Consider the following 24,466-nt stretch of genomic DNA (forward strand, 5'->3'; position numbering starts at 1 on the left):
AGGGGCTGTAGCTATGATTACAGAGTCGCGTCAGATGTTGGATAAAAGAAACAGACCGCTGAGAGACCTTCGCATTTCTGTTACAGACCGCTGCAACTTCCGATGCACGTACTGTATGCCCGCCGAATTATTCGGTCCGGATTATCCTTTTTTAAAGAAAGAGGAGCTGCTTTCATTTGAGGAGCTGGAACGGCTTGCGACATTGTTTGTCACAAGATTTGGCGTTGAAAAAATCCGCTTGACCGGCGGAGAGCCCCTCATGAGAAAGGATATGCCGGAGTTAATCAAAAAACTGGCCCGCATACCGGGTATTCGTGACATCGCGATGACGACAAACGGATCACTGCTGCCTGTTTATGCTAAGAGGCTCAAGGAGGCTGGGCTGAAAAGGGTTACGATCAGCCTTGATTCTTTGGAAGACGAGCGTTTTAAGAAGATAAACGGGCGCGGTGTTTCTGTCAGCAAGGTGCTGGAAGGCATTGAAGCGGCGAAGCAAGCGGGGCTCGGTGTTAAAATCAATATGGTCGTTCAAAAGGGCGTCAATGAAAAAGATATACTGCCTATGGCCCGTTATTTTAAAGAAAAAGGGCATATCCTGAGATTCATTGAATTTATGGACGTAGGCAACACCAACCAATGGGAAAAGAAAGACGTCATGACAAAGGCGGAAATCATAGATTTGATCAATGAACACATGCCGGTTGAGCCGATAGCGCCTAATTATATAGGCGAAGTGGCTTCCAGATTCCGCTACTTGGACGGCTCCGGAGAAATCGGCGTCATATCATCTGTATCTGATGCGTTCTGCGGATCTTGCAACAGAGCCCGTCTTTCTGCGAGAGGAGAGCTGTTTACCTGCTTATTCGCTTCAAGCGGATTTGACCTCAGAGCTCCGGTTCGCCAGGAATTAAGTGATGACGAACTATCAGAAATGATCGGGACAGTATGGAAAAATCGGATCGATCAGTATTCAGTCGATCGTACGCTATCAAAAGCATCTGGCAAAAAGAAAGTGGAAATGTCTTATATTGGCGGGTAATATGAAGCCAAAAGCTTATCGGCACTGTCCGGTAAGCTTTTTTTATTAGAATCCGAGTGCAAAAAATACGTATAAAAACCGAAATATATAAGGATAGGCATAAAGAAGGAATCATTGTAAGAAAATTTAATTCCAAAGCCATACATTATGATAAAATATAACCAATTAGAAAATAGAAAGGGTTGGAGGGGCATGGCCGCGTACGAGATCCCGTCATCTCAAGTAGGAGTGAAAATCAATAAGTGGTATAAGCACATTTTAGCATTTCAAGTGGCTGATGCCGTAAAGCTGAAAGAAGAAATTGATCTAGATATCGAACAGATGGAAGAGGATCAGCTGCTTCTCCTGTATTATCAGCTGATCAGCTACCGGCACCAAATTATGCTGGATTATGTAAAGCCTGACCTGCACGAGGAATCTCAGCTTCAATATCGTGAATTGATCAAAACGCTGGAAAGCAATCAGGACAGCATCTCCGGATTATCTGAGTATTATTTTCACTTGTTTAGAGGAATGTACGAATTTGAACAGAACAATTACATCTCGGCTATATCCTTTTATCGGAAAGCTGAGAAGATGCTTGCGTTTGTAGAAGATGAAATTGAAAGAGCGGAATTTCATTTTAAAGTGGCGGAAGTCTTTTATATTATGAAGCAGACGCACTTTTCCATGAACCACGCCGTACAGGCGCTGGAGACGTATAAGGCTCACGATTTTTACAGAGTCAGAAGAATTCAATGCCATTTCGTCATATCAGGAAACTACATTGACTACAGAAATTATGAAAAAGCGCTTGAACATTTAGATGACGCGTATCGCCTTGCTTTATTGGAAGGACAGCCCCGTTTAATCGGATCAGCCCTTTATAATATTGGGAATTGCTATGATGACAAGGGGGAGCTGGATCAGGCCGCCGAATACTTTGAAAAAGCGCTTCCTGTCTTCGAAGATTATCAGCTGGAACAGCTTCCAAAAGCGCTCTTCAGCCTGACTCGCGTTCTTTTCAAAAAACAAGATAGCGAAGCCGCGATGCGGTACTATGAAAAAGGGATTGCCATTGCCCAAAAACGAAACGACTTCTTCAGTCTGGCAAAATATAAATTTCTGCAGGCATTATATGTGGAATCTGTCAATTTGGATATGATTCAAGAAGTATTTGATTATATGGAAGAAAAGGGCCTGTACGTATATATTGAAGAATTTGCTTTAGATGCTGCCTCCTATTTCAGTCATCGCGAACAATATAAAGAAGCGGTGTATTTTTATGAAAAAGCGGTCAGCATGAGAGAGATGATTCAAAGGAACGATTGCTTATATGAAGTATGAGGCAAAACCATCTGCTGGCAGATGGTTTTTTTTTATGCAAAAAAAGGGGAGCATCGGAACGTTTATTTCCGGGGAGAACAGGAAAAATCGCTACAGCACTGTTTTTTGAACAAAAGCCGTTTTGGGATGCATCTGCACGTGAGGGGGAATTCAATGTTTGGTTTTAATGATATGGTGAAGTTTCTGTGGTCTTTCCTCATTGTTCTGCCGCTTGTACAGATTATACATGTTTCAGGGCACAGCTTTATGGCTTTTATTTTTGGCGGAAAAGGATCGTTGGATATAGGCATGGGAAAAACGCTGCTTAAAATTGGACCCATACGGTTCAGAACGATTTATTTTATCGATTCTTTTTGCCGGTACGGGGAGTTGAAAATTGACAATCGATTCTCAAATGCACTCGTGTATGCAGGGGGCTGCTTGTTTAACCTCATCACGATTTTTGCAATCAATCTGCTGATTATACACAGTGTATTAAAGCCGAATGTGTTTTTCTATCAGTTTGTCTATTTTTCTACGTATTATGTGTTTTTTGCCCTGCTGCCGGTCCGATATTCGGAGAAAAAGTCATCAGACGGGCTGGCGATATACAAGGTGCTCCGTTACGGAGAGCGCTACGAAATCGATAAATAACATTAGAATGTTTATTGCCTCTCAGATCGGGAAGGTAACAAGTACACACATAATTGAGAGGGGAGAATTAACATGGGTAACGATAGTGTAAAAGACAAAATGAAGGGCGGCTTCAATAAAGCCAAAGGAGAAGTGAAGGATAAAGTCGGAGATATGGCTGACAGAACGGACATGCAGGCTGAAGGCAAAAAAGATAAGGCGAAAGGCGAAATCCAAAAGGATATCGGGAAAGCCAAGGATAAATTTTCAGATAAAGATTAATCGTACGGAAGAGGCAGGAAACGAAATGTTTCTTGTCTTTTTTTGTTCGCTTTTTTTGATGTATGTGAATAAATATAACAAAAAAAGAAGCTGATTTGGTCAAGGTAACTAAATTTTTTAAATATTCTTTGAATTAATAGACGTCTTCTATATAATAATGACATAAGTTGTAAACTTTTATTACATCATTTGAGAAATCAAACAAAGGGGTTTGGATGACGGAATGTACTGCATCGAAGAAAGTGTCGGAAGCCACGGGAGTGCGAAAAAACAGTTGATATCGACACAAGCGGGATTCAGTGAAGGTCGGGATTCTTCACTCGTTAAGCCGAACGGTGGCGATCAGCGAAGTGTCCGTCTATGATGCGGAGTTAATGGCAATAATCGGGTTCTCGGTATCGTGGAGGACGGCGCCTCAGACTGGCCTCCATGCCATGCTTCCGGTTGCGGAGCAAAACAACGGGCTGCCATCAGAAATGTAACGTCTGGTTATGATCAATCGATGGTTTAGCACAGCCTCAGCATGGAGGTTCACCCGGGGCAGATTGTCGCTGTATTAGGCCGAAATGGAGTCGGCCAATCCACTTCATAGGCCTGCTTCCGGCTAAACAGGGGGGCTATTTGTTTTAATCAAACGTTTGTTCAAAACGAAAAGGCGGTCTCAGCAGCAGCTTGCAATCGCCAGAGCGCTGATGGTAAATCCGAAAAATATTTTACTTAATGAACAATTGGAAGGAATTCAGATTTTAATTGTCGAACTAGTCAGACAAGTTATTATAGAAATTTCCAGAAAAAAAGACATTTGTTATCTTAGTCGAGCGCAGTCTGGAAAACGCGTTAACCTGTGCTGACTATCTTTCTGTAATCGACAGGGGAACGGTTGTTGACCATGGCAAGGCTGATGAAGAAACGGCATGCCGCTTTGAAAGGCACCCTACCGTATGACCCCCATTCTCGAAGAAAGGGAGGTGATGTCCCGCCTGCATGCTCCACAAATTCGTAGTAACCGCATCCGCTTTATATGACAAAAGAAGGAGGATTACAGATGAAACTGACACCGGTTGAACAAGAAAAATTGCTCATTTTTGCAGCGGGGGAATTAGCCAAACAGCGAAAGGCGCGGGGCGTTCTGTTGAACTATCCTGAGGCTGCTGCTTATATCACCTGCTTTATTATGGAAGGCGCACGTGATGGGAAGGGAGTAGCAGAGCTGATGGAAGCCGGCCGCCATGTATTAACGGAAAAAGATGTGATGGAAGGTGTGCCTGAGATGCTGGACAGCATTCAGGTGGAGGCCACATTTCCGGATGGAGTAAAGCTTGTTACGGTACATCAGCCAATTTCTGCGGAGGTGAAGTCATGAAGCCGGGAGCATTTCAAATTGCTGAGGGAACCATTACGATTAATGAAGGCCGTGAGATACGGGAGGTAACGGTAAAAAACACCGGATCACGCTCCATTCAAGTCGGTTCGCATTTTCATTTTGCGGAGGCCAACGGGGCTTTATTATTTGACCGTGAACTGGCGATAGGCATGCGTCTTGATGTTCCATCAGGCACGTCGGTCCGTTTTGAGCCGGGAGAGCAGAAAACGGTCTCACTAGTGGAAATCAGAGGACGCAAGACAATTAAAGGGCTGAACGGAATGGCCGACACGTTTATCGATGAACGCGGCAAAGAAAAAACGTTGGCCAACTTAAAACAAGCCGGCTGGATGGAGAGTGTAATCCGATGAAAATGTCACGGGAGGAATATGCGGAACTATTTGGCCCGACAACGGGCGATAAAATCAGATTGGGCGACACGGATTTATGGATCGAAGTCGAAAAGGATTTCACAGTATACGGTGAAGAAATGATCTTTGGCGGTGGAAAAACAATCCGCGACGGCATGGGCCAAAACGGCAGAATCACAGGGAAGGACGGCGCTTTGGATTTGGTTATCACCAACGTCGTGCTATTGGATTACACAGGCATTGTCAAAGCGGATGTCGGTGTGAAAGACGGCCGGATTGTTGGTGTCGGAAAAAGCGGAAATCCTGATATTATGGATGGAGTCGATCCGCACATGGTCATCGGAGCGGGGACAGAGGTGATTTCCGGTGAAGGCAAAATTTTAACAGCCGGGGGAGTGGACACGCACATTCATTTTATTTGTCCTCAGCAGATGGAAGTTGCGCTTTCTTCAGGTGTGACAACCCTTTTGGGAGGCGGAACAGGACCCGCTACAGGCAGCAAAGCGACAACATGTACGTCCGGCGCGTGGTATATGGCAAGGATGCTGGAAGCGGCCGAGGAGTTTCCGATCAATGTCGGTTTCTTAGGAAAAGGGAATGCATCCGATAAAGCGCCGCTGATCGAGCAGGTGGAAGCCGGCGCCATCGGCCTTAAGCTTCATGAAGACTGGGGCACGACGCCAAGCGCCATTAAAACGTGTATGGAAGTTGTGGACGAGGCTGATATTCAAGTTGCCATCCATACCGATACGATTAACGAAGCGGGCTTTTTGGAAAACACGCTCGACGCGATCGGGGATCGGGTCATTCATACTTATCACATTGAAGGTGCAGGCGGCGGCCATGCCCCGGATATTATGAAGCTCGCTTCTTACGCGAACATTCTGCCGTCATCTACAACGCCAACCATTCCTTATACCGTTAATACGATGGATGAGCATCTTGACATGATGATGGTTTGCCACCATTTAGATGCGAAAGTGCCTGAAGATGTGGCGTTCAGCCATTCCAGAATCAGGGCGGCGACGATTGCCGCGGAGGATATTCTCCATGATATCGGTGCGATCAGCATGACATCATCGGATTCCCAAGCGATGGGGCGGGTCGGTGAAGTGATTATCCGAACATGGCAGGTAGCCGATAAAATGAAAAAGCAGCGCGGCGCTCTTGCCGGCGAAAATGGAAATGACAATGTGCGCGCAAAACGGTACATTGCCAAATACACGATTAATCCGGCAATTACGCACGGGCTCAGCCATGAAGTCGGCTCGGTGGAAAAAGGGAAGCTTGCTGATCTCGTTCTGTGGGACCCGGTATTTTTCGGCGTAAAACCGGAACTGGTCTTAAAGGGCGGCATGATTGCACGTGCGCAAATGGGAGATCCGAACGCGTCCATCCCGACTCCTGAACCGGTTTTCATGCGCCAAATGTATGCGTCTTACGGAAAAGCCAACCGCTCAACCTCGATTACATTTATGTCTCAGGCAAGCATAGAGCGTGGTGTGGCGGAAAGCTTAGGGCTGGAAAAAAGGATTTCTCCAGTCAAAAATATCAGAAAGCTGAGCAAGCTGGATATGAAGCTGAATTCGGCTTTGCCGAAGATTGAGATTGATCCAAAAACCTATCAGGTCTTTGCTGACGGGGAGGAATTGTCTTGCCAGCCTGTCGATTATGTCCCACTTGGACAAAGATATTTCTTATTCTGATAACGCGGCCGGAGTGCATCCGGCCGTTCTATTGACTAAAAACGGTGCACAAAACCCATGTATTTAGTGTATATTAGATGTTGACAAACGAATCAAATGTAACTATTATAGTTACAACGGTGGTGAAAAAACATGATTAACAGCCGTCTTGCTGTTGCCATTCATATTTTATCCCTCATCTCGATGGATGAAAAAACATCTTCAGAAATCATTGCAGACAGTGTCAACACGAATCCAGTAGTCGTGCGAAGAATGATCAGCCTGCTGAAAAAAGCTGATATTCTCACATCACGCGCAGGGGTGCCGGGTGCAAGCCTTAAAAAAGATCCTGCTGATATTTCTCTTTTAGAAGTGTACCGGGCTGTCCAAAAGCAAGAAGAACTCTTTGCGGTTCATGAAAACCCGAATCCGAAATGTCCGGTAGGGAAAAAAATTCAGAACGCTCTGGATGAAACGTTTGAAAGTGTGCAAAGAGCGATGGAAAATGAACTGGCAAGCAAGTCATTAAAAGATGTTATGAATCATCTCTTTTAATCAAAAGGGATGACTTCTCACCACTAACATGTAACTAAAATTGTTACAAATAAGGAGGAAATGAAAAATGAAAATTGGTATTATAGGCGCAAGCGGGAAAGCGGGAAACGAGATTTTGAAAGAAGCGAAAACAAGAGGCCATGAAGTGACAGCCATCGTCAGAAACGCTTCAAAAGTGCAGGAGCAGGACGTAGCGGTTTTGGAAAAAGATGTGTTTGAACTGACTGCGGAAGACATCAAGTCTTTCGACGCGGTCGTAAACGCTTTTGGAGCAGCACCCGGCCAAGAACATCTTCATGTTGAAGCAGGAAGAGCACTCATCAACATCTTAAAGGACGCGAAGCACACAAGATTGCTTGTTGTTGGCGGAGCGGGAAGCCTGTTTGTTGATGAAGCCAAAACAACCCGTTTAATGGATACGCCGGAATTTCCGAAAGAATATTTGCCAACTGCATCAAATCAAGGCGAGAACCTGAAAGATTTGCAGCAGACAGACTCCATTTCCTGGACGTTCCTCAGTCCTGCGGCATTTTTTGATCCAGCAGGAAAACGGACTGGCTCTTACCAAAAAGGAAAAGACAATGTCATCGTAAATGCAAAAGGCGACAGCTATATCAGCTATGCAGATTATGCCATTGCCGTGTTGGATGAGCTTGAACATCCCGAACACAAAAATGAACGCTTCACAGTGGTAAGCGAAGCGGAATAATAAAAAACCCGGAGCCAGCTCCGGGTTTTTCTCATTAATAAGTGCTGTACGTATCGCTGAAAAGGCCATCAGCAATCCCAAGCATTAAAAAGATGAAGAAGGCGATAATCGCAAGAATGGATACAGCAATGCTTACGATCAAATAAATCCCTTGCATCTTTACGAATTTCGCGTAATTCTCCAGCATTAAGTCTTCAGACTGTCCGCTATTGTGTTCAGCCATTTGGCCTGCTTCCCTAGCTGACCTCATCAAAAAGATACCGGAAATAATTTGCAGTACGCCTGGCACGGCACCGATTAGAAAAAAGAACGCGCCTGAAAGCGCGGTAATTGCGCCCATAATAATAAATAAAATGCCTGTAGCTTTTCCCCATTTCGAAATGCTGATGAGGGTTTTGTTCATTGTTTCAGGATTCATGTATACTGGCTCCCCTTTACAAAAAAATACTCACTTTTCTTTTATACACTATTTGTGAGAAGTTTTGTATATAGAAAATAACATTTTGGGGATTGACCCTAACGTTGCGTGATTGTTTACGATAAAAAAGAGGAGGTGTTATGTATGAAATATCAAGTTAAACAAGTGGCGGAGATATCAGGCGTTAGCATTCGGACGCTTCATCACTATGACAATATTGAGCTTCTGAATCCTTCAGCGCTTACTGATGCTGGGTATCGTTTGTACAGTGACGCAGACCTGGAAAGACTGCAGCAGATTTTATTTTTCAAGGAAATCGGGTTTCGTCTGGATGAGATTAAAGAGATGCTGGATCATCCGAATTTTGACCGGAAAGCGGCACTTCAGTCGCAAAAGGAGATATTGATGAAGAAAAAACAAAGAATGGATGAGATGATTCAAACAATTGACAGGACGCTTTTGTCCGTTGATGGAGGGGAAACGATGAATAAGAGGGATTTATTTGCCGGATTAAGCATGAAAGACATTGAAGAGCACCAGCAGACATACGCTGATGAAGTCAGAAAGCTGTATGGAAAGGAAATCGCAGAAGAAACAGAGAAAAGGACATCTGCATACTCGGCAGATGATTGGAGCTCGATCATGGCTGAATTTGATTCGATTTACAGACGAATTGCGGCTCGAATGAAGCATGGGCCCGATGATGCAGAGATTCAGGCCGCTGTGGGGGCATTTCGCGATCATATTTGCCAATATCATTACGATTGCACACTCGACATTTTCAGAGGACTCGGGGAAGTGTATATCACTGACGAGCGATTTACCGATTCAATCAATCAATATGGAGAAGGTCTTGCCGCTTTTTTGCGGGATGCGATCATCATTTACTGTGACCATCAGGAAAACCCCCGGCCGTAAAGGCCGGGGGTTTTTGGCGCATCTTATAAGATCGGCGACAACAGCCGCGAGACGGATTCTTTTATTCGAATCCACAACGGGCGCTGCAGATACTCCTCATAGGTGAATTTTCTGGATACTAGCAAATCTTCTTTAAAAGTTGAAACCAGTTTTTTAGCAATGGTGATATCGTATATAAATGCATTAACCTCAAAATTCAGCCTGAAGCTTCGGACATCAATGTTGGCTGTGCCGACTGACGCGATTTCGTCATCCACCACGATGGTTTTCGCGTGAATAAAGCCGTTATCGTAAATATAGACAGTGGCTCCGGCTTTCAGCAGATCGCCGATATACGAAAGTGTCGCCCAGTATACAAAGGCGTGATCGGGCTTGTTCGGAATCATAATGTTAACGTCAATGCCCGAAAGGCAAGCGATCCTTAAAGCATCCAGCAGGCTTGCATCTGGGATAAAATAAGGTGTTTGTATCAAAATGGAACGCTTGGCGTTTGAAATCATTTTGATGTAGCCATTTTTAATTTGTTCCCATTCCGAATCAGGGCCGCTTGTGACAATCTGCATCCCGACGTTGCCTTTTGGGCCGTAATCAGGAAAGTGATTTGGAATATATGTCAGCGTATGGTGATGAGAAGCTTGGTTCCAGTCAAGGATGAACCGTGTTTGGATGGCGTGCACGGCCGTTCCTTGCAGCCGGATATGCGTATCCCGCCAATAACCGAATTTTGGATTAAGCCCTAGATACTCATCTCCGACGTTAAAGCCTCCGACATAACCGGTCATACCGTCTATGATCACAAGCTTTCGATGGTTCCGGTAATTCAGCCGCAGGTTAATCGGCCTGAGCTTTGACGGGAAAAAGACCTCCACATGCCCGCCAGCCTCGCGAAGCTCTTTAAAAAACTTTTTTCTCAGCGTTCTGGACCCGAGTTCATCATAAAGCACTCTGACCTGAACACCTTCTTTCGCCTTTTGGATGAGAGCGTCCCGCAATTTTTTGCCTAATTCATCGCCTTTATAAATATAATACTGTAAATGGATATGATCCTTAGCCTTTGAAATGTCACTCAGCAGCCGCTGAAATTTATCCCGTCCATCTGTAATGACGTCAACTGAATTATCCTCTGTAAACACAGCATGGTTATTCATAATCAGCATATAAATTAAATCTTTGTTATCAAAGGTTGCCCGGTTGTTAAACTGGAATTGCTTGGTTTCTAAATCTTCAAGCTGATGCTTCAGCAGCCTTTCAATTCCAATCTTTTTCCGGTCTTCCCATTGAAACAAATGCTTGCGTCTGAGATTATGGCCGAATAATAAGTATAAAATAAAGCCTAAAACGGGAATAAAGAAAAGAACAAGCAGCCACGCCCAAGATGCACTGGCATCGCGCCGTTCTTTGAAGATGACAATGATGGCCAAAAGAATATTTAAAATGAAAAAAAGTGATAAAAGGATGGAAGAAATACTCACTTTGTAACCCCGCTCATTCATATTTATCAAGAAGATTGCCATTAGTATTCCATGAATAACAGTGATCTGATTCCCATTACAAATTATAACACTCACATTTTAAAAGAATAAAGAGCGGCGATCCAGATTCTTCGTGAAAAATACGGGCAGATTTCTTTAAAACCAGCTTGCACCTGCGTTAAAATAAACACATATGATAACGTTCGTGAAGCTTGAAACATCAAATAAAGGGGGAGGATTACATGAACTTTTACAGAGTCGAACAAATGCCGGGGTTCATCAAAACAGAAATGCAAAAAATTCAAAAGGCCGTACAGCCTTTCATGAAAAAAACCGTCATTTACCGTTTTCTTGCTATTCCGCTTGCTGCATTCTCTCTCTTTAATTTAGCTGCTTTTCTATTTCATGCTTCAGCTGACAGGGAGTCCCTGATCAGCGCAGGCATATTCGCCCTTTTGGCGGCGCTCGGGCTCGCATTTTTTAAAGAGGCAGGCTATCAGCATAAACAAATCCAAAAAACGGTTCACATCTATATGCTGAACAGGATCAAAAAGAGCGAAATCCTTTCAGAAGAGCGGAAAAGCTCCTACGCACGACAAATAAAGGAAGAGCCTTTTGCGATGCGGAGTTTTGTTGAATTTTTGACTGAGGAAGACAGACGCAAAAAAATGTATTAAAGAAGAGCTGCACCCGGATTGTTGAGATTTTCCAGACGATCCGGGTGTGTTTTTTTGCATGCAGACACCCGAAATAAAAAGTGCGGTTTCGGATTGATTCCGACTTCATCCGTTTTTTTGATATTCATTTCTGGGTAACAGCGTTGCTTTGTTGATTTCCTCTACTAGAGATGTCTATTGTATGCTTGCTTCAGGATTTGGTGTTTACGCCGGCCTGCTTTGAATAGTCAAATAAAATAGGCATGGTTCCGTTTATATGGAACTCATGCCCTGTACTGTCTCATCATTATTCAAACACCGGATCATCCTCATAATAATAAGAATCCGGATCATCATACGAAGGCGTGTTCTCAAAAGCAGCAATGCCGATTACCACCAGCACGAAAATGGCTACAATGATCCCGATCAGGACAGTAACGATACTGGATGCTGCATAAAACAGCTGCATTTTTATAAATGTCCCGTAATTTTCAAGCATGCTTTCGCCAGCGCTGCCGGTTAGATTTCCTTCGGCTTCCGCGGCTGCTTTTGCTGAGCGCATCAAAAATACGCCTGATATAATGAGCAGTACGCCCGGAATGGCGCCAATCACTGTCATCAAAACAGAAAGAGTGACAAGCGATCCCATAATGATTAACAAGATGCCAGAAATTTTGCCCCACTTGGCAATGTCGGATAGCGACTTGACAGCAGAGGCGCTCAGCTGGCGGGTCTCCTCCTCAACAGGTGCAGTCTCCTGTTTAACAAGGCTATTTTCTTCATTATGATTTTCAATTTCGTTTTCATCTTTATCCAGACTAATCATGAAAGCTCTCTCCCTAAAATTTTTAAATCGTATCTTTTCCCGTCCATTTCGGCGATGCCGGGGAATAGTCCCCATTCTGCAAACCCGTGCTTTTCAAACAGCTTCAGGCTTGGTTTATTATGCCCGAAAATGAAGGCCATAAGTGAGCGGATGCCAAGATTCGGGGCAATGCGGAGCGCTTCTTGAAGCAAATATGATCCAACACCTTTGCCGCGGCATGCTTCGTCAATGTATATGCTGACCTCCGCTGTTTTATTATAGGCTGGCCTTCCATAAAATGTTTCAAAGCTGATCCAGGCAGCGACGTTTCCGTTTTCATCCTCGGCCACATAGAGCGGACGTGCCTCTGTATGTCCCGAAAACCATTCCATCCGGTCTTCAGGAGTTACCGGTTCGGTATCGGCTGTTACCATTCGAGAAGCAATCGTTGAATTATAAATCGCCACAACAGCCTCCAGATCTTTATTTTCAGCAAGGCGCAATGTCATGTTCATACGTTTTTGGCACTCCTCTCAAAAAAATACATATTTTCGTTCAGTCTGTGCAAACTACATCTAAAAAAGTTTTTTTGGATAGGTTGTATATATTTTCAGAAAAGTGTTCAGAATGTTGCTGAGGTGATGAAACAATGAGAGAGGAAGAAAAGAAAACTTCTCAAGTCAAAAAACTTCAGCAGTTTTTTCGTAAACGCTGGGTGTTCCCTGCAATTTACTTAGTCAGTGCGGCCGTCATTTTAACAGCTGTCCTTTGGTATCAATCAGTATCAAATGATGAGGTAAAGGATCAGTTGGCTGATAACGGCGGAAACTCCGCATATGACAACAACGACGATGCAGTTGAAGTAGGAAAGTCAATGGAAAATGTCGCAATGCCGGTTGTTGATTCTGAAAACGTTTCTGTTGTGAAAAAGTTCTATGAAACCGATGCCGCAAAAGAAGAGAAAGAAGCAGCACTCGTTACCTATAATAACACGTACAGCCTAAGCAAAGGAATTGACTTAGCTGAGAAAGACGGAAAAGATTTCGATGTCTCTGCTTCTCTGAGCGGTACGGTTGTTAAAGCTGAAAAAGATCCAGTGCTGGGATATGTTGTGGAAGTAGAACATGCCGACGGTTTATCGACTGTGTATCAATCTCTTTCCGAAGTAAGCGTTGAGCAAGGTGACAAAGTAAAACAAAATCAAGTGATCGGAAAATCTGGCAAGAACCTTTACAGTGAAGACAGCGGAAACCACGTGCACTTTGAAATCCGTAAAGATGGGGTCGCAATGAATCCGTTAAACTTTATGGACAAACCAGTTTCTTCTATTGAAAAAGCAGCAGCTGCTGAAGAAAAAGCTGCCACCCAAGAAACAGAAGAATCCATTCAGCAATCTTCCGAGAAAAAGGACGGATCAACTGAAAAAGGAACAGAAGAAAAATCCGGTGAGAAAAAGGATGATTCAACTGACAAATCTGGTTCTAAAGAAAGCAGCACAACAGAAGACACTGAACAGTCTTAATGAAGAAAACGTCTATCCTTGTGATGGGCGTTTTTTTTCTGTTACTTTTTGCTTTGTTTTACCGTCTATGTTGTTACATGTAGGCACGTACGTTATAAAGGAGGTTATGTCATGAACCGCCTATTGCTCGCAGGCTGGATCTTTTTTATCCTGCTTTCTGTCTGTACGGAAAGCTTCAGCGGCATGGTCGTATCGCAAACGGTGGCTTTTCATTTTCAGCCGCACCCTGATCTGTCTCAATTTTTAGTTATGGATTTTACTGAGCTTACTGTACCTGAAGCGTTTATTCAAAAAATCGGACACGCGTTTTCCTTCTTTGTGCTGACATATTTGCTGTGGAAACAGCGGGGCAGCATAAGATCAGCTGCAGCCGGCTCATTTGCGTTTGCTTTTTTCACAGAAGTTCTTCAGCTCTTCTTCAGCAGGAATGGTTGTATCCGGGATGTGCTCATCGATGCTGTTGGAATTGGGTTGTTTTATGGTTTATATGTGTTGGCGAAGCGAAGAAAACAAGAGATGTATGAGAAATATTAAAGCCGGCTGTCTTGATTTCAGACGCCGGCTTTTGTCTTTCTTAGAAATTTTGATCGGTTGGTTTTTTCGTCAGTTTATTGATGATGGCTTCATAGATCCTCACGATCAAATCGACGAACGGGCGAAGCAGATCTGAAAATCTAAAGAAAAGGAACCCGATAATGATGGCGACAACGAGGCTGCCCAATACATCTACCGGATAGTGATGTCCCACCCAAATTCTCGAAAAGCCTGTCAAAAGCCCAAAAATGACAAGCGGCCAGCCGATTTTGCGGTTTCTGAAAAGCATCGCAATAGAAATCGCTAATGCACCTGTCGTATGGTCACTTGGAAATGAAGCATCCGCAGCATGCGGAATCAGTGTATGCACTGTATGCGCAACGAACGGGCGCGGTTCGAAATAAACAAGCGTAATCAAATAGTTGATCACAAGGCCTGCAATTCCTGTGATGCCTGCGTATAGCACATGTTTTCTGCTTTGTGTGTTCCCAAACAGCCAGATTGCCAATAGGATAAGGGCATAGGCGACAATGGCATATTCCGTGATGAAGACCATAATGGAATCGAGAACTGAATTGTGATGAGATAGTCCATGGATTGCTTTAAAAATTTCGTAGTTCAAATAATCACCTTTTACATTTTTATATTTAGTAGACTAATCTTACTCATGAAAAGTTTCAAATAAAAATAGAGATTGTCTGAAATAACGGCGCTTGAAGAGAATTCGAAGAGGAATCGCGGTTTCTGGGGGGATTCTGTGCACAAAAAAAGAGATCCGGAGTGTCCGAATCTCGTACCGATATTAAAGTGCTTCAGGTCCTTCTTCGCCTGTGCGGATGTTGATCGTATTGCTGATTTCATAGACAAATATTTTACCGTCACCCGGTGATCCCGTTTTCAGCACCCTTTTAGCGGTCTCTGTCACTTGATCAACAGGAACCTTGCTGACCACGATTTCTATTTTTAAACGCTCGTATACATTGCTTTCTATTTTTACCCCTCGATAGAGCTCCGTATGTGCTTTTTGAAGGCCGCAGCCGTGTACATTGGAGAAAGTCAGAGAGGTCACTCCGATTTTTCCGAGTTCCTGCTTCAGCTTTTCAAAATTTGCCGGACGCGTTACAATTTCTACCTTGAACATTTGACCGCTCATAGCGTCACTCCTCACATAGAATCTTGATATGCTTTTTCCCCGTGCATCGTTAAGTCAAGCCCAAGTGACTCTTCTTCTTCAGTTGCGCGAAGGGGAAGGAAGAGGCTTACAAATTTAATAATAACGAAAGTGACAATAAATACAAAAACATAAGTGGCGGCGATGGCGACGATTTGTTTCCAGATTAAGCTTGCATCACCGTAAAATAACCCATCTGCGCCCGCTGAGTTAACAGAGGTTGTTGCGAATAATCCTGTTGCGATTCCGCCCCATGTGCCGCCGATCCCGTGCAGGCCAAAGGCGTCAAGCGCGTCGTCGTATCCGAATTTCTTTTTAAGCGAGAATACTCCCCAGAAACAAACTGCCCCGCCGATGATGCCGATAATAATAGAAGCGAACGGTGTGACAAATCCGGCAGCCGGCGTAATGGCGACAAGCCCGGCGATTGCGCCAGATACCGCTCCGAGCATTGTCGGTTTTTTGTTAATGATCCATTCTACTAAGATCCAGCCGGCGATCCCGGCTGCAGCCGCGGTGTTTGTGTTGATGAACGCGTACATGGCTACACCATCTAAAGTCAAAGCGCTGCCGACGTTAAAGCCGAACCAGCCGAACCAAATCAAAGCTCCTCCTAAGAAGGTGTAAATGAGGTTATGCGGAGAAGACGCTGTACCGTCTTTCCGTTTGCCGAGCACAATGGCAAGAACAAGTCCTGCCACACCGGAGGAAATATGAACAACATTGCCGCCAGCAAAATCGAGCGCTCCAAGCTGGCCGATCCAGCCGCCGCCCCATACCCAGTGCGCTACGGGTGTGTAAACCAAAGAGGCCCATAAAACCGAGAATAAAAGAAAAGCGCCGAATCGCATCCGCTCTGCGAAAGCCCCGGAAATAATCGCTGTAGTCAGAACGGCGAACGTCATTTGGAACATCATAAATAACGAGTGGGGGATGGTATCGCTGTAATCTCCCGGATCAAATCCGACCCCTTTGAGGCCGGCCCACTCCAGCCCGCCGATGATTGAATTGCCTGGTGCGAAGGCAAGTGTATATCCGAACAGCACCCAAACGATGGAAACGATGGCAATGGAAGAGAAACTGTGCATGGCAGTGCTCAGCACATTTTTGCTCTTTACCATTCCTCCATAAAATAACGCTAATCCCGGGGTCATCAGCCACACGAGTAAAGCGCAAAAGAACATAAAAACTGTATCGCCCATTTGCATGTCTCATTCCTCCGTATCTTTCAGAATAAAAAGCAATTATTATATTTCTTCATTATAGAGAAAAAAGAATGATAAAACATTTTCATGTAAGATTTCCTAACATGGTTTTTAAGAAATGTTATCGAGGGACGGAAAGAAAGGAGAACGACATTTTTTACGATATAAGACTTTGTATCTATAAAAGAAGTTATTCATATGAGCTGAAAAGGGAATTGACATTAATTAGAATACTATATACTGTATTAAGTGTACTATATCAAATAATACACTGAGGGGGATGTATGATGAAGAAAGGCGGCAGGCTGAGGAAAGCGGTACGCAAGTCGATTCCCGCGACGTTCCGATTGTTTTTAGCCTTTAATTTTTTCGTGTACGGTCTGGCGAAAGTGGTAATTGGCCAGTTTGGCGAGGTGACGCCTGAAATCGAGGCGGCTGCCGGGAAGGGGTTTACGATCGCGTGGACATTTTTCGGTTATTCTCATGTCTATGAACTGTTTATAGGTTTTGGTGAAATCCTGGCAGCTGTTTTATTACTGATTCCGCGAACGGCTGCATTAGGGGCGGTTATTTTTATGCCCATTATTGTGAACATCGTCTTGATTAACTATTGTTTTGATATTGGCGTGCAGGATCTTAGCACGATATTAATGGTTATGTGTCTTATCCTGCTTTGGATGGACCGCCGCAAATTCATGGGCATTTTCAGGCAGGAACCGATAGACAGCAGGCAGGTGATGAAGCGATGACGCCCCTTATGATTACAGTGCTTGCCGGTTTGTTCGTATGCACAACCTGTTACTACTACATAAAAGAAAAATCATGAGAAAACGTTCCTTCTGAGAATTTCACAAGCATCATAAAAGAACTTAGGCAGTGTGAAGAGTAAAATATGCAATGTGAGAAACACTAACAGTATCAGGAGGAGACGTATGATGAATACACTCAACATTGATTTTCAAAAAACAGCATTGGTTATCATTGATTTACAAAAGGGGATTGTGCCGATTGATCAAAGCGGCCAGGTTGTCCCGAACGCGAAAAAGCTCGTAGATGAATTTCGGAAACATAACGGGTTCATCAGCTTTGTAAATGTAGCCTTTCATGATGGAGCGGACGCCCTGAAGCCGCAAACGGATGAGCCTGCGCAGGGAGGTTCAGGGGAAATGCCGGCGGACTGGGCCGAATTTGTTCCGGAAATCGGTGTGCAGGATGGCGATTATACTGTGACAAAACGGCAATGGGGTGCTTTTTTTGGCACAGATTTAGACTTGCAGCTGAGACGTCGCGGCATTGATACGATTGTATTGTGCGGCATCGCAACGAATATCGGGGTGGAAAGCACAGCACGGGAGGCATTTCAGCTTGGCTATCAGCAGATTTTTATTACAGATGCCATGTCCACATTTAGCGATGAAGAGCATGAAGCCACACTGCGCTTTATTTTCCCGAGAATCGGTAAATCGCGGACAACGGAAGAGTTTCTGGAACAAGTGAAATGATGTTATCGAAAAAAAGCCGAGCTGTTTTTTTAACAGCTGTGGCTTCGGGAACAATGCTGAATCCGCTGAACTCGTCTATGATCTCTCTTGCGCTCCATAGCATCCAGCATGAGTTTCACCTCTCGTTTACAACGGTTTCCTGGCTGATTTCCTCGTTTTACTTGGCGAGTGCCGTAGCGCAGCCCGTAACGGGAAAGCTCGGTGATTTGATTGGGCGGAAACGCTTGTTTTTATTCGGGCTTATTCTTGTTGCGGTTTCTGCCATCGGGGCGCCGTTTGCGCCGACGTTTATGACATTATTGGTCATGCGGCTGTTTCAATCGGTGGGGAGCAGTGCGATTTATCCGTCAGGTGTCGGCTTGATTCGGAATCATATTCATGAGCGCCAAGCTTCAGCCTTGGCTGTACTCTCTATTTTTGCGTCCGCCATGACGGCGCTGGGGCCGACAGTCGGCGGGTTTTTGATTGTATGGGGAGGCTGGCCGGCGATCTTTATCGTTAATTTGCCGTTTATTATCCTCAGCTTCTTATTGGGCCTGTATATGTTCCCGAAAGATCAGAAAAAAGGGGCAGGAATCAAAACCATTATTCGGCAGCTCGATATTCTTGGAATTGTTTTATTTGCCGGGGGAATCATTTTCCTTCTATCCTTTTTGCTGTCGTTCAGCACGTCGCCGCATGCGGTTGAAGGTGTGCTTGGCTTGCTTCTGCTCTGTGCGTTTGTCTGGCGCGAGCTGAAAACGGATAAGCCGTTTATTGATGTCCGTCTGTTTAAAACACAGCGAAACCTGTCAGCCGTGTATGTTCAGTTTATTTTATTGAATGTTTTCTTCTATTGTTTATTTTTTGGTTTGCCAAGTTACTTTCAGGATGAAATGCATCTTTCTGTTCAAACGAGCGGCCTGTTTATGCTGTTTATGTCTGGAATGAGCATCGTTGTGTCACCTCTAACCGGCAAATGGATCGACCGATCTGGTGTCGTCAAGCCGATCTTTGCGGGAGCGCTTTTGATGACGGCTGGAGCCGTGCTCTTAACCATCTTTTTTATCAATGTCCAGACCATCGGTAAAGGCCTCATTCTGTCGCTCTTGGGTATAGGCTACGGACTGGGCAATGTCGCGCTTCAGGCAGCGATGCTGGAAACGAGTCCTTCCAACATGGTAGGAACGACTTCAGGCCTGTTTCAAACCTGCCGTTACCTAGGATCGATTTTGTCTTCGGTGATCCTTGGCATTCTTTTTGGTAAAGAAATCACGGCAGCCCATTTTGATATGATGGGAATCATTATGATTATAGCGGGCGGAGCAAGCCTGTTAATGGCTGTGAGATTTGCTGCATTAATGAAAACTGCATCTTAAGAAAGAGACGGGCTCTGAGGTCTGTCTCTTTTTCTTGTTTAAGCTGTTCAAATACAAACGGGAAAATTGTATATCATAGCCAGTGTTATTGTCTGACTCTTCAGTTATATTAAGTGACATCTAATGTCAAAAAACATAACGTGATGACATATAGACAATATGGAAAGGGGAGCCGGCTATGAAATTAAAAGAGAGTCAGCAGCAATCCAACAGGCTGAGCAATGAAGATCTGGTGCCTTTGGGACAGGAAAAACGGACGTGGAAAGCCCTGAACTTTGCCTCCATTTGGATGGGATGTATACATAACATACCGACCTACGCGACGGTGGGAGGATTAATTGCGATCGGCCTTTCGCCTTGGCAGGTGCTGGCGATCATTATTACGGCATCACTTATCCTATTTGGCGCTCTTGCCTTAAACGGCCATGCGGGGACAAAATACGGGCTGCCGTTTCCAGTGATCATTCGGGCTTCTTACGGGATATACGGCGCGAATATCCCCGCGCTTCTAAGGGCATTTACAGCTATCATGTGGCTTGGCATCCAGACATTTGCGGGTAGCACGGCACTGAACATTTTGCTTTTGAATATGTGGCCAGGCTGGGGAGAAATTGGCGGCGAGTGGAACATTCTCGGCATTCACTTGTCCGGTTTGCTTTCCTTTGTATTCTTTTGGGCTATTCATTTACTCGTATTGCATCACGGCATGGAGTCGATTAAACGTTTTGAGGTGTGGGCAGGGCCTTTAGTGTATCTGGTATTTGGCGGCATTGTATGGTGGGCCGTTGATATTGCTGGAGGATTGGGCCCGATATACTCTCAACCAGGAAAGTTTCATACGTTTTCAGAAACATTCTGGCCGTTTGCTGCCGGAGTTACTGGCATCATCGGCATCTGGGCGACATTGATCTTAAATATACCTGATTTTACACGGTTTGCTGAAACACAAAAAGAGCAAATCAAAGGACAATTTTACGGCTTGCCGGGAACGTTTGCGCTGTTCGCATTCGCCAGTATTACGGTGACCTCCGGCTCGCAGGTCGCGTTCGGAGAGCCGATTTGGGATGTTGTCGATATTTTGGCGCGGTTTGATAACCCTTATGTCATCGTCTTGTCCGTGATCACGCTCTGCATCGCCACGATCTCTGTAAATGTCGCGGCGAACATCGTATCGCCCGCTTATGATATAGCGAATGCCCTGCCGAAATATATCAATTTCAAACGTGGCAGCTTTATCACAGCGTTGCTCGCTTTATTTACGGTTCCATGGAAGCTGATGGAGAGCGCGACAAGCGTGTATGCGTTTCTTGGCTTAATAGGCGGCATGCTTGGACCGGTGGCAGGCGTGATGATGGCCGACTATTTTATCATTCGCAAACGTGAGCTCTCGGTAGATGACCTGTATTCCGAAACAGGACGGTATGTGTATTGGAAGGGCTACAATTACCGTGCGTTTGCAGCCACAATGTTAGGGGCGCTGATTTCGCTGATTGGCATGTATGTTCCTGCATTGAAGAGCTTATACGATATATCTTGGTTTGTAGGTGTGCTAATCTCCTTTCTTTTCTACATTGTTCTGATGCGTGTTCACCCGCCTGCATCATTGGCAATTGAAACGGTTGAACATGCGCAGGTCAGCCAGGCTGAATAAGATCTATTTAGACGGTATATTTTCATATTTTTGAATGGTTTTCCATAAATAGAACATTTATAATGGTTTTAGAAATCTATTCTAAAACGAAATGGGAATCGAAAATGAGAAAATGGTATTTTATTCTTTTGGCGGGTGTTTTAACGTCTGTCATCCTCGCTTTCGTTTATGATAAGACAAAAGCGAATGAGGAAGGATCTGGGGATTATCTGTATGTTTCGCCAAATGGCAGTGATCAAAATGAAGGAACAAAAGAAAAGCCGTTTCGTACATTGGCACACGCATCTGAGAAGGCTGCTGCCGGCACAACTGTCATGATTCGGGAGGGCGCGTATCATGAGACCCTTGATGTAAAGCACAGCGGTACGGACGGAAAGCCTATCACATTCCGAAACTATGAAAATGAAAACGTCGTGATTAGCGGTGAATCCGTTACGGACGCTGAATATGAAACACCGCTTATTCGTATTCACGATAAACATGACATTGCCATCAGCGGTTTAACAATTCAAGATCTTTCTGTTTCATCTGAGGAAGCAACTGCTATAGGGATTTATGTATCAGGGTCCAGCAGTCATATCGCCATTAAGGATAATCACATCCGGGGGATTAAGACAACAGCGGATGAAGGAAATGCTCACGGAATCGCAGTTTATGGGACTGGCAGCATGAAAGACATCCGAATCGAGGACAATACAGTTGAGAAACTGACGCTTGGAGCGAGTGAAGCAGTTGTGCTGAACGGTAATATCGACGGCTTCACAGTTGCAGGCAATGTGGTCCGCAACAATAACAACATCGGGATTGATCTAATTGGTTATGAGGGAACCGCGGATAAAAACGATTACGTGCGAAACGGAGTCGTAGAAAACAATACAGTTTATCAAAACTCGACTTACGGCAATCCTGCTTATGGAGATGAATACTCAGCGGGCGGGATTTATGTCGATGGAGGACACGATATCGAAATTAAGAACAACACAGTTTACGATAACGATATTGGGATTGAAGCAACGTCTGAACACAAAGGAAAGTATGCAAATGCCATTCAGATCACTGACAACAAAGTGTACAACAATGCGTACACCGGTATTTCAATCGGAGGATATGACAAAAAGCGGGGCGGCACCAGCAATTCTCTGATTGCCCGCAATATTATGTACCGGAATGACACAAAGGGACTGTATGGCGGACAGCTGCTGCTGCAGTACGATACGAAAAACAACACAATTGAAAAGAATATATTGACCGCCGGTGATTCCAGATTATTTATCGGAAACGATTTTACAGAAAATGAAGGAAATACGGTCAATCATAACGTGTACCACAAGGAAGCGGATCAAGACGGCATATGGATGTGGAAAAAGAAAGAATATGATTCATTCTCTTCGTATCGAAAAGCAACAAAAAACGATCAGCAATCCATTTATGCCGATCCGATGTTTCGTGATGAAGCGTCCTATGATTTTTCGTTAGATCCTGATTCACCTGCGCGGCCTGTCATTGAATAATTGCTATAAGCGGCGTTCTCTCGTTCAACCGAGAGGGACGCCGTTTTTTATATGCAAAAAAGACTGCCGGGATTTCCCGGCAGCCTGAAATTTATTCTGCAATAGACACTTTTCCTTCAGCCTCTGCAGGTTTTTTCTGGCTCCACGTATAGAGAAGCAGAGCAATTAAAACGAACAGCCCCGCTGTTAAATAAATGGCAGAGAAGCCGGCAGATGCTACAAACAATCCGAATACATACGATCCTACAGCAATTCCGCTGTCAAAGAAGGTAAAGAACGTTGCCGTTGCAAAACCGGAGCGGTGAGCCGGAGATTTCTGAATCGCCAATGTTTGCATGCAAGGAACGATTGATCCGTAGCCAAGACCGATAACCGCCCCTGAAAGCAGAAGCATTAAGCCGCTATGTGTGAAGGACAGCATGCAGAGTCCAACAGAGAAAATCAGGATTGATGGATAAATGACAATGCCCGGTCCGACTTTGTCGAACAATTTCCCTGTGAACGGGCGTGCAATCATCATTGTCACCGCAAAGCAAACAAAGAAATATCCGCTGATATCCGAAAGGTCAACTGATTTGGCGAATACAGACAGATATGATGTGACTGTTGAATAACAGAAAGAAATAAACAAACCGACCGTCGCAATTTTGAGTGCGCCCTTTTCAAACATATCCGAGAACGCAAAACGGAATACAGTCGTACCGCTGTCCTTACTTTGCGGCACTTTTATCAAGAACGAAACAAGTAAGCCCGCAACCATAAACAGCGCAAAGGCTGTAAAGAATACAGGAAAGCTTACCACTCTCATCAAATTCAGACCAAGGAAAGGCCCGATCGCCATAGCGAGGTTCATAGACATGGCAAAGTATCCAAGCCCTTCACCGCGCCGTTTGGCTGGAATAATATCAGCGGCAATTGCACCTGTAACAGTCGTTAAAATGCTGAACCAAATTCCTTGGAAGAACCGCAATCCGAGCAGCAGGGAAAAGTTATGAATCGGCATATACAGAAAAGATGATAGGGCGAAGAGCGCCATTGATACAATCGCCATTCTTTTCTTCCCGAAACGCTCAACGATGGCTCCGGAGAAAGGCCGTGTAATGATCGCAGACAGAAGGAACAGGCTGATTAAAAGCCCGCCTTGTGATTCTGTGCCGCCAAGCTCTTGCAGTGTATAGATCGGCAATACAGTTAAAAATGTATAAAAGAACACAAACACAAATAAATTGACAAGCAGGACCATAATAAAATCCTTGGTCCATATCGCATCCGCTTTTTTCAAATGTATGTCACTTCCTTATTTTCATTGTTGTAAAAACATGCGGAATAAATGAGAAAAAGCTTCTTTATCTTCATCCCGGAAATCTGCAAGCAGCTCTTCCTCGAATTTCAGCATTTTCACATTGATTTCTTCGTATTTTTTCTCGGCTTCTTTTGTGAGGACAACAAGTTTTTCCCGTTTGTCTTCACCTTGCCGTCTCTGAACCCAGCCGTTCTCCTCCAGGCGTTTGATCGTCCGAGTCACAGTCGGCGCTTCCACATTTAAATAGGACCAAATCTCTTTTTGAGTCATTGGTCCGATCGTACGCAAACAATATAAAACTGACCATTGAGATGAATAAAGGCCGAATGGCTCTAGCTGTTCATTGGCTTTCTTGGCAATCAGGCGGGCGCTTTGGTTGATTTGATGAATGAGGTGTCTGTTGACGTAGGACATGTCGGTCTCCTTCTAAAAAACTTACCTAAGTAACTAATTGCTTATTTCATTTTACAGGAGCGATCAATAGTTGTAAAGATGAAA

30 protein-coding genes and 1 pseudogene are annotated in these 24,466 nt (G+C 44.5%); 21 read left to right on the forward strand and 10 right to left on the reverse strand.

Annotation, left to right across the window (positions count from 1 at the left end):
* Positions 1 to 13: 13 nt before the first annotated feature.
* The 12 genes and pseudogenes from moaA (at position 14) to NYE22_RS02180 (ending at position 7,942) form a co-directional block, all read left to right on the forward strand.
* Positions 14 to 1,039 carry a GTP 3',8-cyclase MoaA gene (gene moaA / locus NYE22_RS02125; RefSeq protein ID WP_015483814.1) on the forward strand — a complete coding sequence of 342 codons (1,026 nt, stop codon included), beginning with the start codon at positions 14 to 16 and terminating at the stop codon, positions 1,037 to 1,039.
* Positions 1,040 to 1,231: 192 nt separating this feature from the next.
* Positions 1,232 to 2,365: a response regulator aspartate phosphatase RapB gene (rapB, locus tag NYE22_RS02130; RefSeq protein WP_032727043.1), complete on the forward strand. Its 1,134-nt coding sequence runs from the start codon at positions 1,232 to 1,234 to the stop codon at positions 2,363 to 2,365.
* Positions 2,366 to 2,518: 153 nt separating this feature from the next.
* Positions 2,519 to 2,998 carry a hypothetical protein gene (locus NYE22_RS02135; RefSeq protein ID WP_003244390.1) on the forward strand — a complete coding sequence of 160 codons (480 nt, stop codon included), beginning with the start codon at positions 2,519 to 2,521 and terminating at the stop codon, positions 2,996 to 2,998.
* A 72-nt stretch (positions 2,999 to 3,070) separates the two neighbouring features.
* Positions 3,071 to 3,259 (forward strand): stress response protein CsbD, encoded by a 189-nt coding sequence (csbD, locus tag NYE22_RS02140; protein WP_003227718.1) that lies wholly within the window; start codon positions 3,071 to 3,073, stop codon positions 3,257 to 3,259.
* A gap of 215 nt (positions 3,260 to 3,474) precedes the next feature.
* A pseudogene (locus NYE22_RS02145) lies at positions 3,475 to 3,686 on the forward strand (urea ABC transporter substrate-binding protein); the annotation flags it as partial.
* A 96-nt stretch (positions 3,687 to 3,782) separates the two neighbouring features.
* Positions 3,783 to 3,851 carry a hypothetical protein gene (locus NYE22_RS02150; protein ID WP_144486809.1) on the forward strand — a complete coding sequence of 23 codons (69 nt, stop codon included), beginning with the start codon at positions 3,783 to 3,785 and terminating at the stop codon, positions 3,849 to 3,851.
* A gap of 100 nt (positions 3,852 to 3,951) precedes the next feature.
* A complete protein-coding gene (locus tag NYE22_RS02155; protein WP_124059325.1) occupies positions 3,952 to 4,110 on the forward strand; it encodes a hypothetical protein in 159 nt (52 codons plus the stop codon).
* Between the two features lie 194 nt (positions 4,111 to 4,304).
* Positions 4,305 to 4,622, forward strand: coding sequence for an urease subunit gamma (gene ureA, locus NYE22_RS02160; protein WP_003227724.1), 318 nt, complete (start codon positions 4,305 to 4,307; stop codon positions 4,620 to 4,622).
* Positions 4,619 to 4,993, forward strand: coding sequence for an urease subunit beta (ureB, locus tag NYE22_RS02165; RefSeq protein WP_151869995.1), 375 nt, complete (start codon positions 4,619 to 4,621; stop codon positions 4,991 to 4,993). Before ureA ends, ureB begins: the two co-directional genes overlap by 4 nt.
* Positions 4,990 to 6,699, forward strand: coding sequence for an urease subunit alpha (gene ureC, locus NYE22_RS02170; RefSeq protein WP_003243090.1), 1,710 nt, complete (start codon positions 4,990 to 4,992; stop codon positions 6,697 to 6,699). Before ureB ends, ureC begins: the two co-directional genes overlap by 4 nt.
* 132 nt (positions 6,700 to 6,831) lie before the next feature.
* Entirely contained in the window at positions 6,832 to 7,233 is a 402-nt protein-coding gene (locus tag NYE22_RS02175) for an Rrf2 family transcriptional regulator (protein ID WP_003227734.1), read from the forward strand.
* 67 nt (positions 7,234 to 7,300) lie between these two features.
* Positions 7,301 to 7,942 (forward strand): NAD(P)-dependent oxidoreductase, encoded by a 642-nt coding sequence (locus NYE22_RS02180; RefSeq protein WP_032727040.1) that lies wholly within the window; start codon positions 7,301 to 7,303, stop codon positions 7,940 to 7,942.
* Positions 7,943 to 7,976: 34 nt separating this feature from the next.
* On the opposite strand, the gene NYE22_RS02185 is transcribed toward NYE22_RS02180, so the two are convergent.
* The gene (locus tag NYE22_RS02185; RefSeq protein ID WP_003227738.1) at positions 7,977 to 8,360 is read right to left on the reverse strand and encodes a DUF5362 family protein; all 384 of its coding nucleotides are present in this window, start codon (positions 8,358 to 8,360) and stop codon (positions 7,977 to 7,979) included.
* A 144-nt stretch (positions 8,361 to 8,504) separates the two neighbouring features.
* Here NYE22_RS02185 and mta point away from each other — a divergent pair, with 144 nt between their 5' ends.
* Positions 8,505 to 9,278, forward strand: coding sequence for a transcriptional activator Mta (mta, locus tag NYE22_RS02190; protein ID WP_120027576.1), 774 nt, complete (start codon positions 8,505 to 8,507; stop codon positions 9,276 to 9,278).
* A gap of 23 nt (positions 9,279 to 9,301) precedes the next feature.
* Here mta and cls read toward each other — a convergent pair whose 3' ends face one another.
* Complete coding sequence (gene cls / locus NYE22_RS02195) at positions 9,302 to 10,750, reverse strand: cardiolipin synthase (protein WP_003243311.1); 1,449 nt, start codon at positions 10,748 to 10,750, stop codon at positions 9,302 to 9,304.
* Between the two features lie 242 nt (positions 10,751 to 10,992).
* Between cls and NYE22_RS02200 the strand changes: the two genes are divergently transcribed.
* Complete coding sequence (locus NYE22_RS02200) at positions 10,993 to 11,427, forward strand: DUF5392 family protein (RefSeq protein WP_003244359.1); 435 nt, start codon at positions 10,993 to 10,995, stop codon at positions 11,425 to 11,427.
* On the opposite strand, the gene NYE22_RS02205 is transcribed toward NYE22_RS02200, so the two are convergent.
* From NYE22_RS02205 to NYE22_RS02215, 3 genes are all read right to left on the reverse strand, one after another.
* A complete protein-coding gene (locus NYE22_RS02205) occupies positions 11,424 to 11,555 on the reverse strand; it encodes a hypothetical protein (protein ID WP_017696029.1) in 132 nt (43 codons plus the stop codon). The two genes, NYE22_RS02200 and NYE22_RS02205, sit on opposite strands and share 4 nt — an antisense overlap.
* A gap of 158 nt (positions 11,556 to 11,713) precedes the next feature.
* A complete protein-coding gene (locus NYE22_RS02210) occupies positions 11,714 to 12,232 on the reverse strand; it encodes a DUF5362 family protein (RefSeq protein ID WP_038829839.1) in 519 nt (172 codons plus the stop codon).
* Entirely contained in the window at positions 12,229 to 12,720 is a 492-nt protein-coding gene (locus tag NYE22_RS02215; protein ID WP_072173812.1) for a GNAT family N-acetyltransferase, read from the reverse strand. Before NYE22_RS02215 ends, NYE22_RS02210 begins: the two co-directional genes overlap by 4 nt.
* A 140-nt stretch (positions 12,721 to 12,860) precedes the next feature.
* Here NYE22_RS02215 and spoIIQ point away from each other — a divergent pair, with 140 nt between their 5' ends.
* Positions 12,861 to 13,733, forward strand: coding sequence for a stage II sporulation protein spoIIQ (spoIIQ, locus tag NYE22_RS02220; protein WP_014481160.1), 873 nt, complete (start codon positions 12,861 to 12,863; stop codon positions 13,731 to 13,733).
* Between the two features lie 111 nt (positions 13,734 to 13,844).
* Entirely contained in the window at positions 13,845 to 14,267 is a 423-nt protein-coding gene (locus NYE22_RS02225; RefSeq protein WP_003227753.1) for a VanZ family protein, read from the forward strand.
* Positions 14,268 to 14,307: 40 nt separating this feature from the next.
* On the opposite strand, the gene bcrC is transcribed toward NYE22_RS02225, so the two are convergent.
* The 3 genes from bcrC to amtB form a co-directional block, all read right to left on the reverse strand.
* Positions 14,308 to 14,889 (reverse strand): undecaprenyl-diphosphate phosphatase BcrC, encoded by a 582-nt coding sequence (bcrC, locus tag NYE22_RS02230; RefSeq protein ID WP_015714854.1) that lies wholly within the window; start codon positions 14,887 to 14,889, stop codon positions 14,308 to 14,310.
* Positions 14,890 to 15,069: 180 nt separating this feature from the next.
* Complete coding sequence (locus NYE22_RS02235) at positions 15,070 to 15,420, reverse strand: P-II family nitrogen regulator (protein WP_003221829.1); 351 nt, start codon at positions 15,418 to 15,420, stop codon at positions 15,070 to 15,072.
* Positions 15,421 to 15,431: 11 nt separating this feature from the next.
* Positions 15,432 to 16,646: an ammonium transporter AmtB gene (gene amtB / locus NYE22_RS02240; RefSeq protein WP_015251031.1), complete on the reverse strand. Its 1,215-nt coding sequence runs from the start codon at positions 16,644 to 16,646 to the stop codon at positions 15,432 to 15,434.
* Positions 16,647 to 16,927: 281 nt separating this feature from the next.
* On the opposite strand from amtB, the gene NYE22_RS02245 reads away from it, so the two are divergent.
* From NYE22_RS02245 to NYE22_RS02265, 5 genes are all read left to right on the forward strand, one after another.
* On the forward strand, positions 16,928 to 17,392 hold the full coding sequence (locus tag NYE22_RS02245) for a hypothetical protein (protein ID WP_072173785.1): 465 nt from the start codon (positions 16,928 to 16,930) through the stop codon (positions 17,390 to 17,392).
* 183 nt (positions 17,393 to 17,575) lie between these two features.
* Positions 17,576 to 18,145, forward strand: a complete 570-nt coding sequence (locus NYE22_RS02250; RefSeq protein ID WP_003227761.1) for a hydrolase — start codon at positions 17,576 to 17,578, stop codon at positions 18,143 to 18,145.
* A complete protein-coding gene (locus tag NYE22_RS02255) occupies positions 18,145 to 19,503 on the forward strand; it encodes an MFS transporter (protein ID WP_032727108.1) in 1,359 nt (452 codons plus the stop codon). The genes NYE22_RS02250 and NYE22_RS02255 overlap by 1 nt, the downstream gene beginning before the upstream one ends.
* A 178-nt stretch (positions 19,504 to 19,681) precedes the next feature.
* Positions 19,682 to 21,154: an allantoin permease gene (gene pucI, locus NYE22_RS02260; protein ID WP_342412263.1), complete on the forward strand. Its 1,473-nt coding sequence runs from the start codon at positions 19,682 to 19,684 to the stop codon at positions 21,152 to 21,154.
* Positions 21,155 to 21,258: 104 nt separating this feature from the next.
* Complete coding sequence (locus NYE22_RS02265; protein WP_153257076.1) at positions 21,259 to 22,665, forward strand: right-handed parallel beta-helix repeat-containing protein; 1,407 nt, start codon at positions 21,259 to 21,261, stop codon at positions 22,663 to 22,665.
* 91 nt (positions 22,666 to 22,756) lie between these two features.
* Here the strand turns inward: NYE22_RS02265 and NYE22_RS02270 are convergent, their stop codons facing one another.
* A complete protein-coding gene (locus tag NYE22_RS02270; RefSeq protein ID WP_003227769.1) occupies positions 22,757 to 23,947 on the reverse strand; it encodes an MFS transporter in 1,191 nt (396 codons plus the stop codon).
* A 21-nt stretch (positions 23,948 to 23,968) separates the two neighbouring features.
* Positions 23,969 to 24,382, reverse strand: coding sequence for a MarR family transcriptional regulator (locus tag NYE22_RS02275; RefSeq protein WP_003227771.1), 414 nt, complete (start codon positions 24,380 to 24,382; stop codon positions 23,969 to 23,971).
* Positions 24,383 to 24,466 lie beyond the last annotated feature (84 nt).

This window comes from Bacillus sp. FSL K6-1560 (assembly GCF_038592935.1).
Classification (GTDB): Bacteria; Bacillota; Bacilli; order Bacillales; family Bacillaceae; genus Bacillus; species Bacillus subtilis.

Excerpts from the sequence above, each read along its gene's own strand:
- moaA (WP_015483814.1), top strand. The coding sequence starts at position 14 with ATGATTACAGAGTCGCGTCAGATGTTGGATAAAAGAAACAGACCGCTG.
- rapB (WP_032727043.1), top strand. The coding sequence starts at position 1,232 with ATGGCCGCGTACGAGATCCCGTCATCTCAAGTAGGAGTGAAAATCAAT.
- NYE22_RS02135 (WP_003244390.1), top strand. The coding sequence starts at position 2,519 with ATGTTTGGTTTTAATGATATGGTGAAGTTTCTGTGGTCTTTCCTCATT.
- csbD (WP_003227718.1), top strand. The coding sequence starts at position 3,071 with ATGGGTAACGATAGTGTAAAAGACAAAATGAAGGGCGGCTTCAATAAA.
- NYE22_RS02155 (WP_124059325.1), top strand. The coding sequence starts at position 3,952 with ATGGTAAATCCGAAAAATATTTTACTTAATGAACAATTGGAAGGAATT.
- ureA (WP_003227724.1), top strand. The coding sequence starts at position 4,305 with ATGAAACTGACACCGGTTGAACAAGAAAAATTGCTCATTTTTGCAGCG.
- ureB (WP_151869995.1), top strand. The coding sequence starts at position 4,619 with ATGAAGCCGGGAGCATTTCAAATTGCTGAGGGAACCATTACGATTAAT.
- ureC (WP_003243090.1), top strand. The coding sequence starts at position 4,990 with ATGAAAATGTCACGGGAGGAATATGCGGAACTATTTGGCCCGACAACG.
- NYE22_RS02175 (WP_003227734.1), top strand. The coding sequence starts at position 6,832 with ATGATTAACAGCCGTCTTGCTGTTGCCATTCATATTTTATCCCTCATC.
- NYE22_RS02180 (WP_032727040.1), top strand. The coding sequence starts at position 7,301 with ATGAAAATTGGTATTATAGGCGCAAGCGGGAAAGCGGGAAACGAGATT.
- NYE22_RS02185 (WP_003227738.1), bottom strand. The coding sequence starts at position 8,360 with ATGAATCCTGAAACAATGAACAAAACCCTCATCAGCATTTCGAAATGG.
- mta (WP_120027576.1), top strand. The coding sequence starts at position 8,505 with ATGAAATATCAAGTTAAACAAGTGGCGGAGATATCAGGCGTTAGCATT.
- NYE22_RS02200 (WP_003244359.1), top strand. The coding sequence starts at position 10,993 with ATGAACTTTTACAGAGTCGAACAAATGCCGGGGTTCATCAAAACAGAA.
- NYE22_RS02205 (WP_017696029.1), bottom strand. The coding sequence starts at position 11,555 with ATGAATATCAAAAAAACGGATGAAGTCGGAATCAATCCGAAACCGCAC.
- NYE22_RS02210 (WP_038829839.1), bottom strand. The coding sequence starts at position 12,232 with ATGATTAGTCTGGATAAAGATGAAAACGAAATTGAAAATCATAATGAA.
- NYE22_RS02215 (WP_072173812.1), bottom strand. The coding sequence starts at position 12,720 with ATGACATTGCGCCTTGCTGAAAATAAAGATCTGGAGGCTGTTGTGGCG.
- spoIIQ (WP_014481160.1), top strand. The coding sequence starts at position 12,861 with ATGAGAGAGGAAGAAAAGAAAACTTCTCAAGTCAAAAAACTTCAGCAG.
- NYE22_RS02225 (WP_003227753.1), top strand. The coding sequence starts at position 13,845 with ATGAACCGCCTATTGCTCGCAGGCTGGATCTTTTTTATCCTGCTTTCT.
- NYE22_RS02235 (WP_003221829.1), bottom strand. The coding sequence starts at position 15,420 with ATGAGCGGTCAAATGTTCAAGGTAGAAATTGTAACGCGTCCGGCAAAT.
- amtB (WP_015251031.1), bottom strand. The coding sequence starts at position 16,646 with ATGCAAATGGGCGATACAGTTTTTATGTTCTTTTGCGCTTTACTCGTG.
- NYE22_RS02245 (WP_072173785.1), top strand. The coding sequence starts at position 16,928 with ATGATGAAGAAAGGCGGCAGGCTGAGGAAAGCGGTACGCAAGTCGATT.
- NYE22_RS02250 (WP_003227761.1), top strand. The coding sequence starts at position 17,576 with ATGATGAATACACTCAACATTGATTTTCAAAAAACAGCATTGGTTATC.
- NYE22_RS02255 (WP_032727108.1), top strand. The coding sequence starts at position 18,145 with ATGTTATCGAAAAAAAGCCGAGCTGTTTTTTTAACAGCTGTGGCTTCG.
- pucI (WP_342412263.1), top strand. The coding sequence starts at position 19,682 with ATGAAATTAAAAGAGAGTCAGCAGCAATCCAACAGGCTGAGCAATGAA.
- NYE22_RS02265 (WP_153257076.1), top strand. The coding sequence starts at position 21,259 with ATGAGAAAATGGTATTTTATTCTTTTGGCGGGTGTTTTAACGTCTGTC.
- NYE22_RS02275 (WP_003227771.1), bottom strand. The coding sequence starts at position 24,382 with ATGTCCTACGTCAACAGACACCTCATTCATCAAATCAACCAAAGCGCC.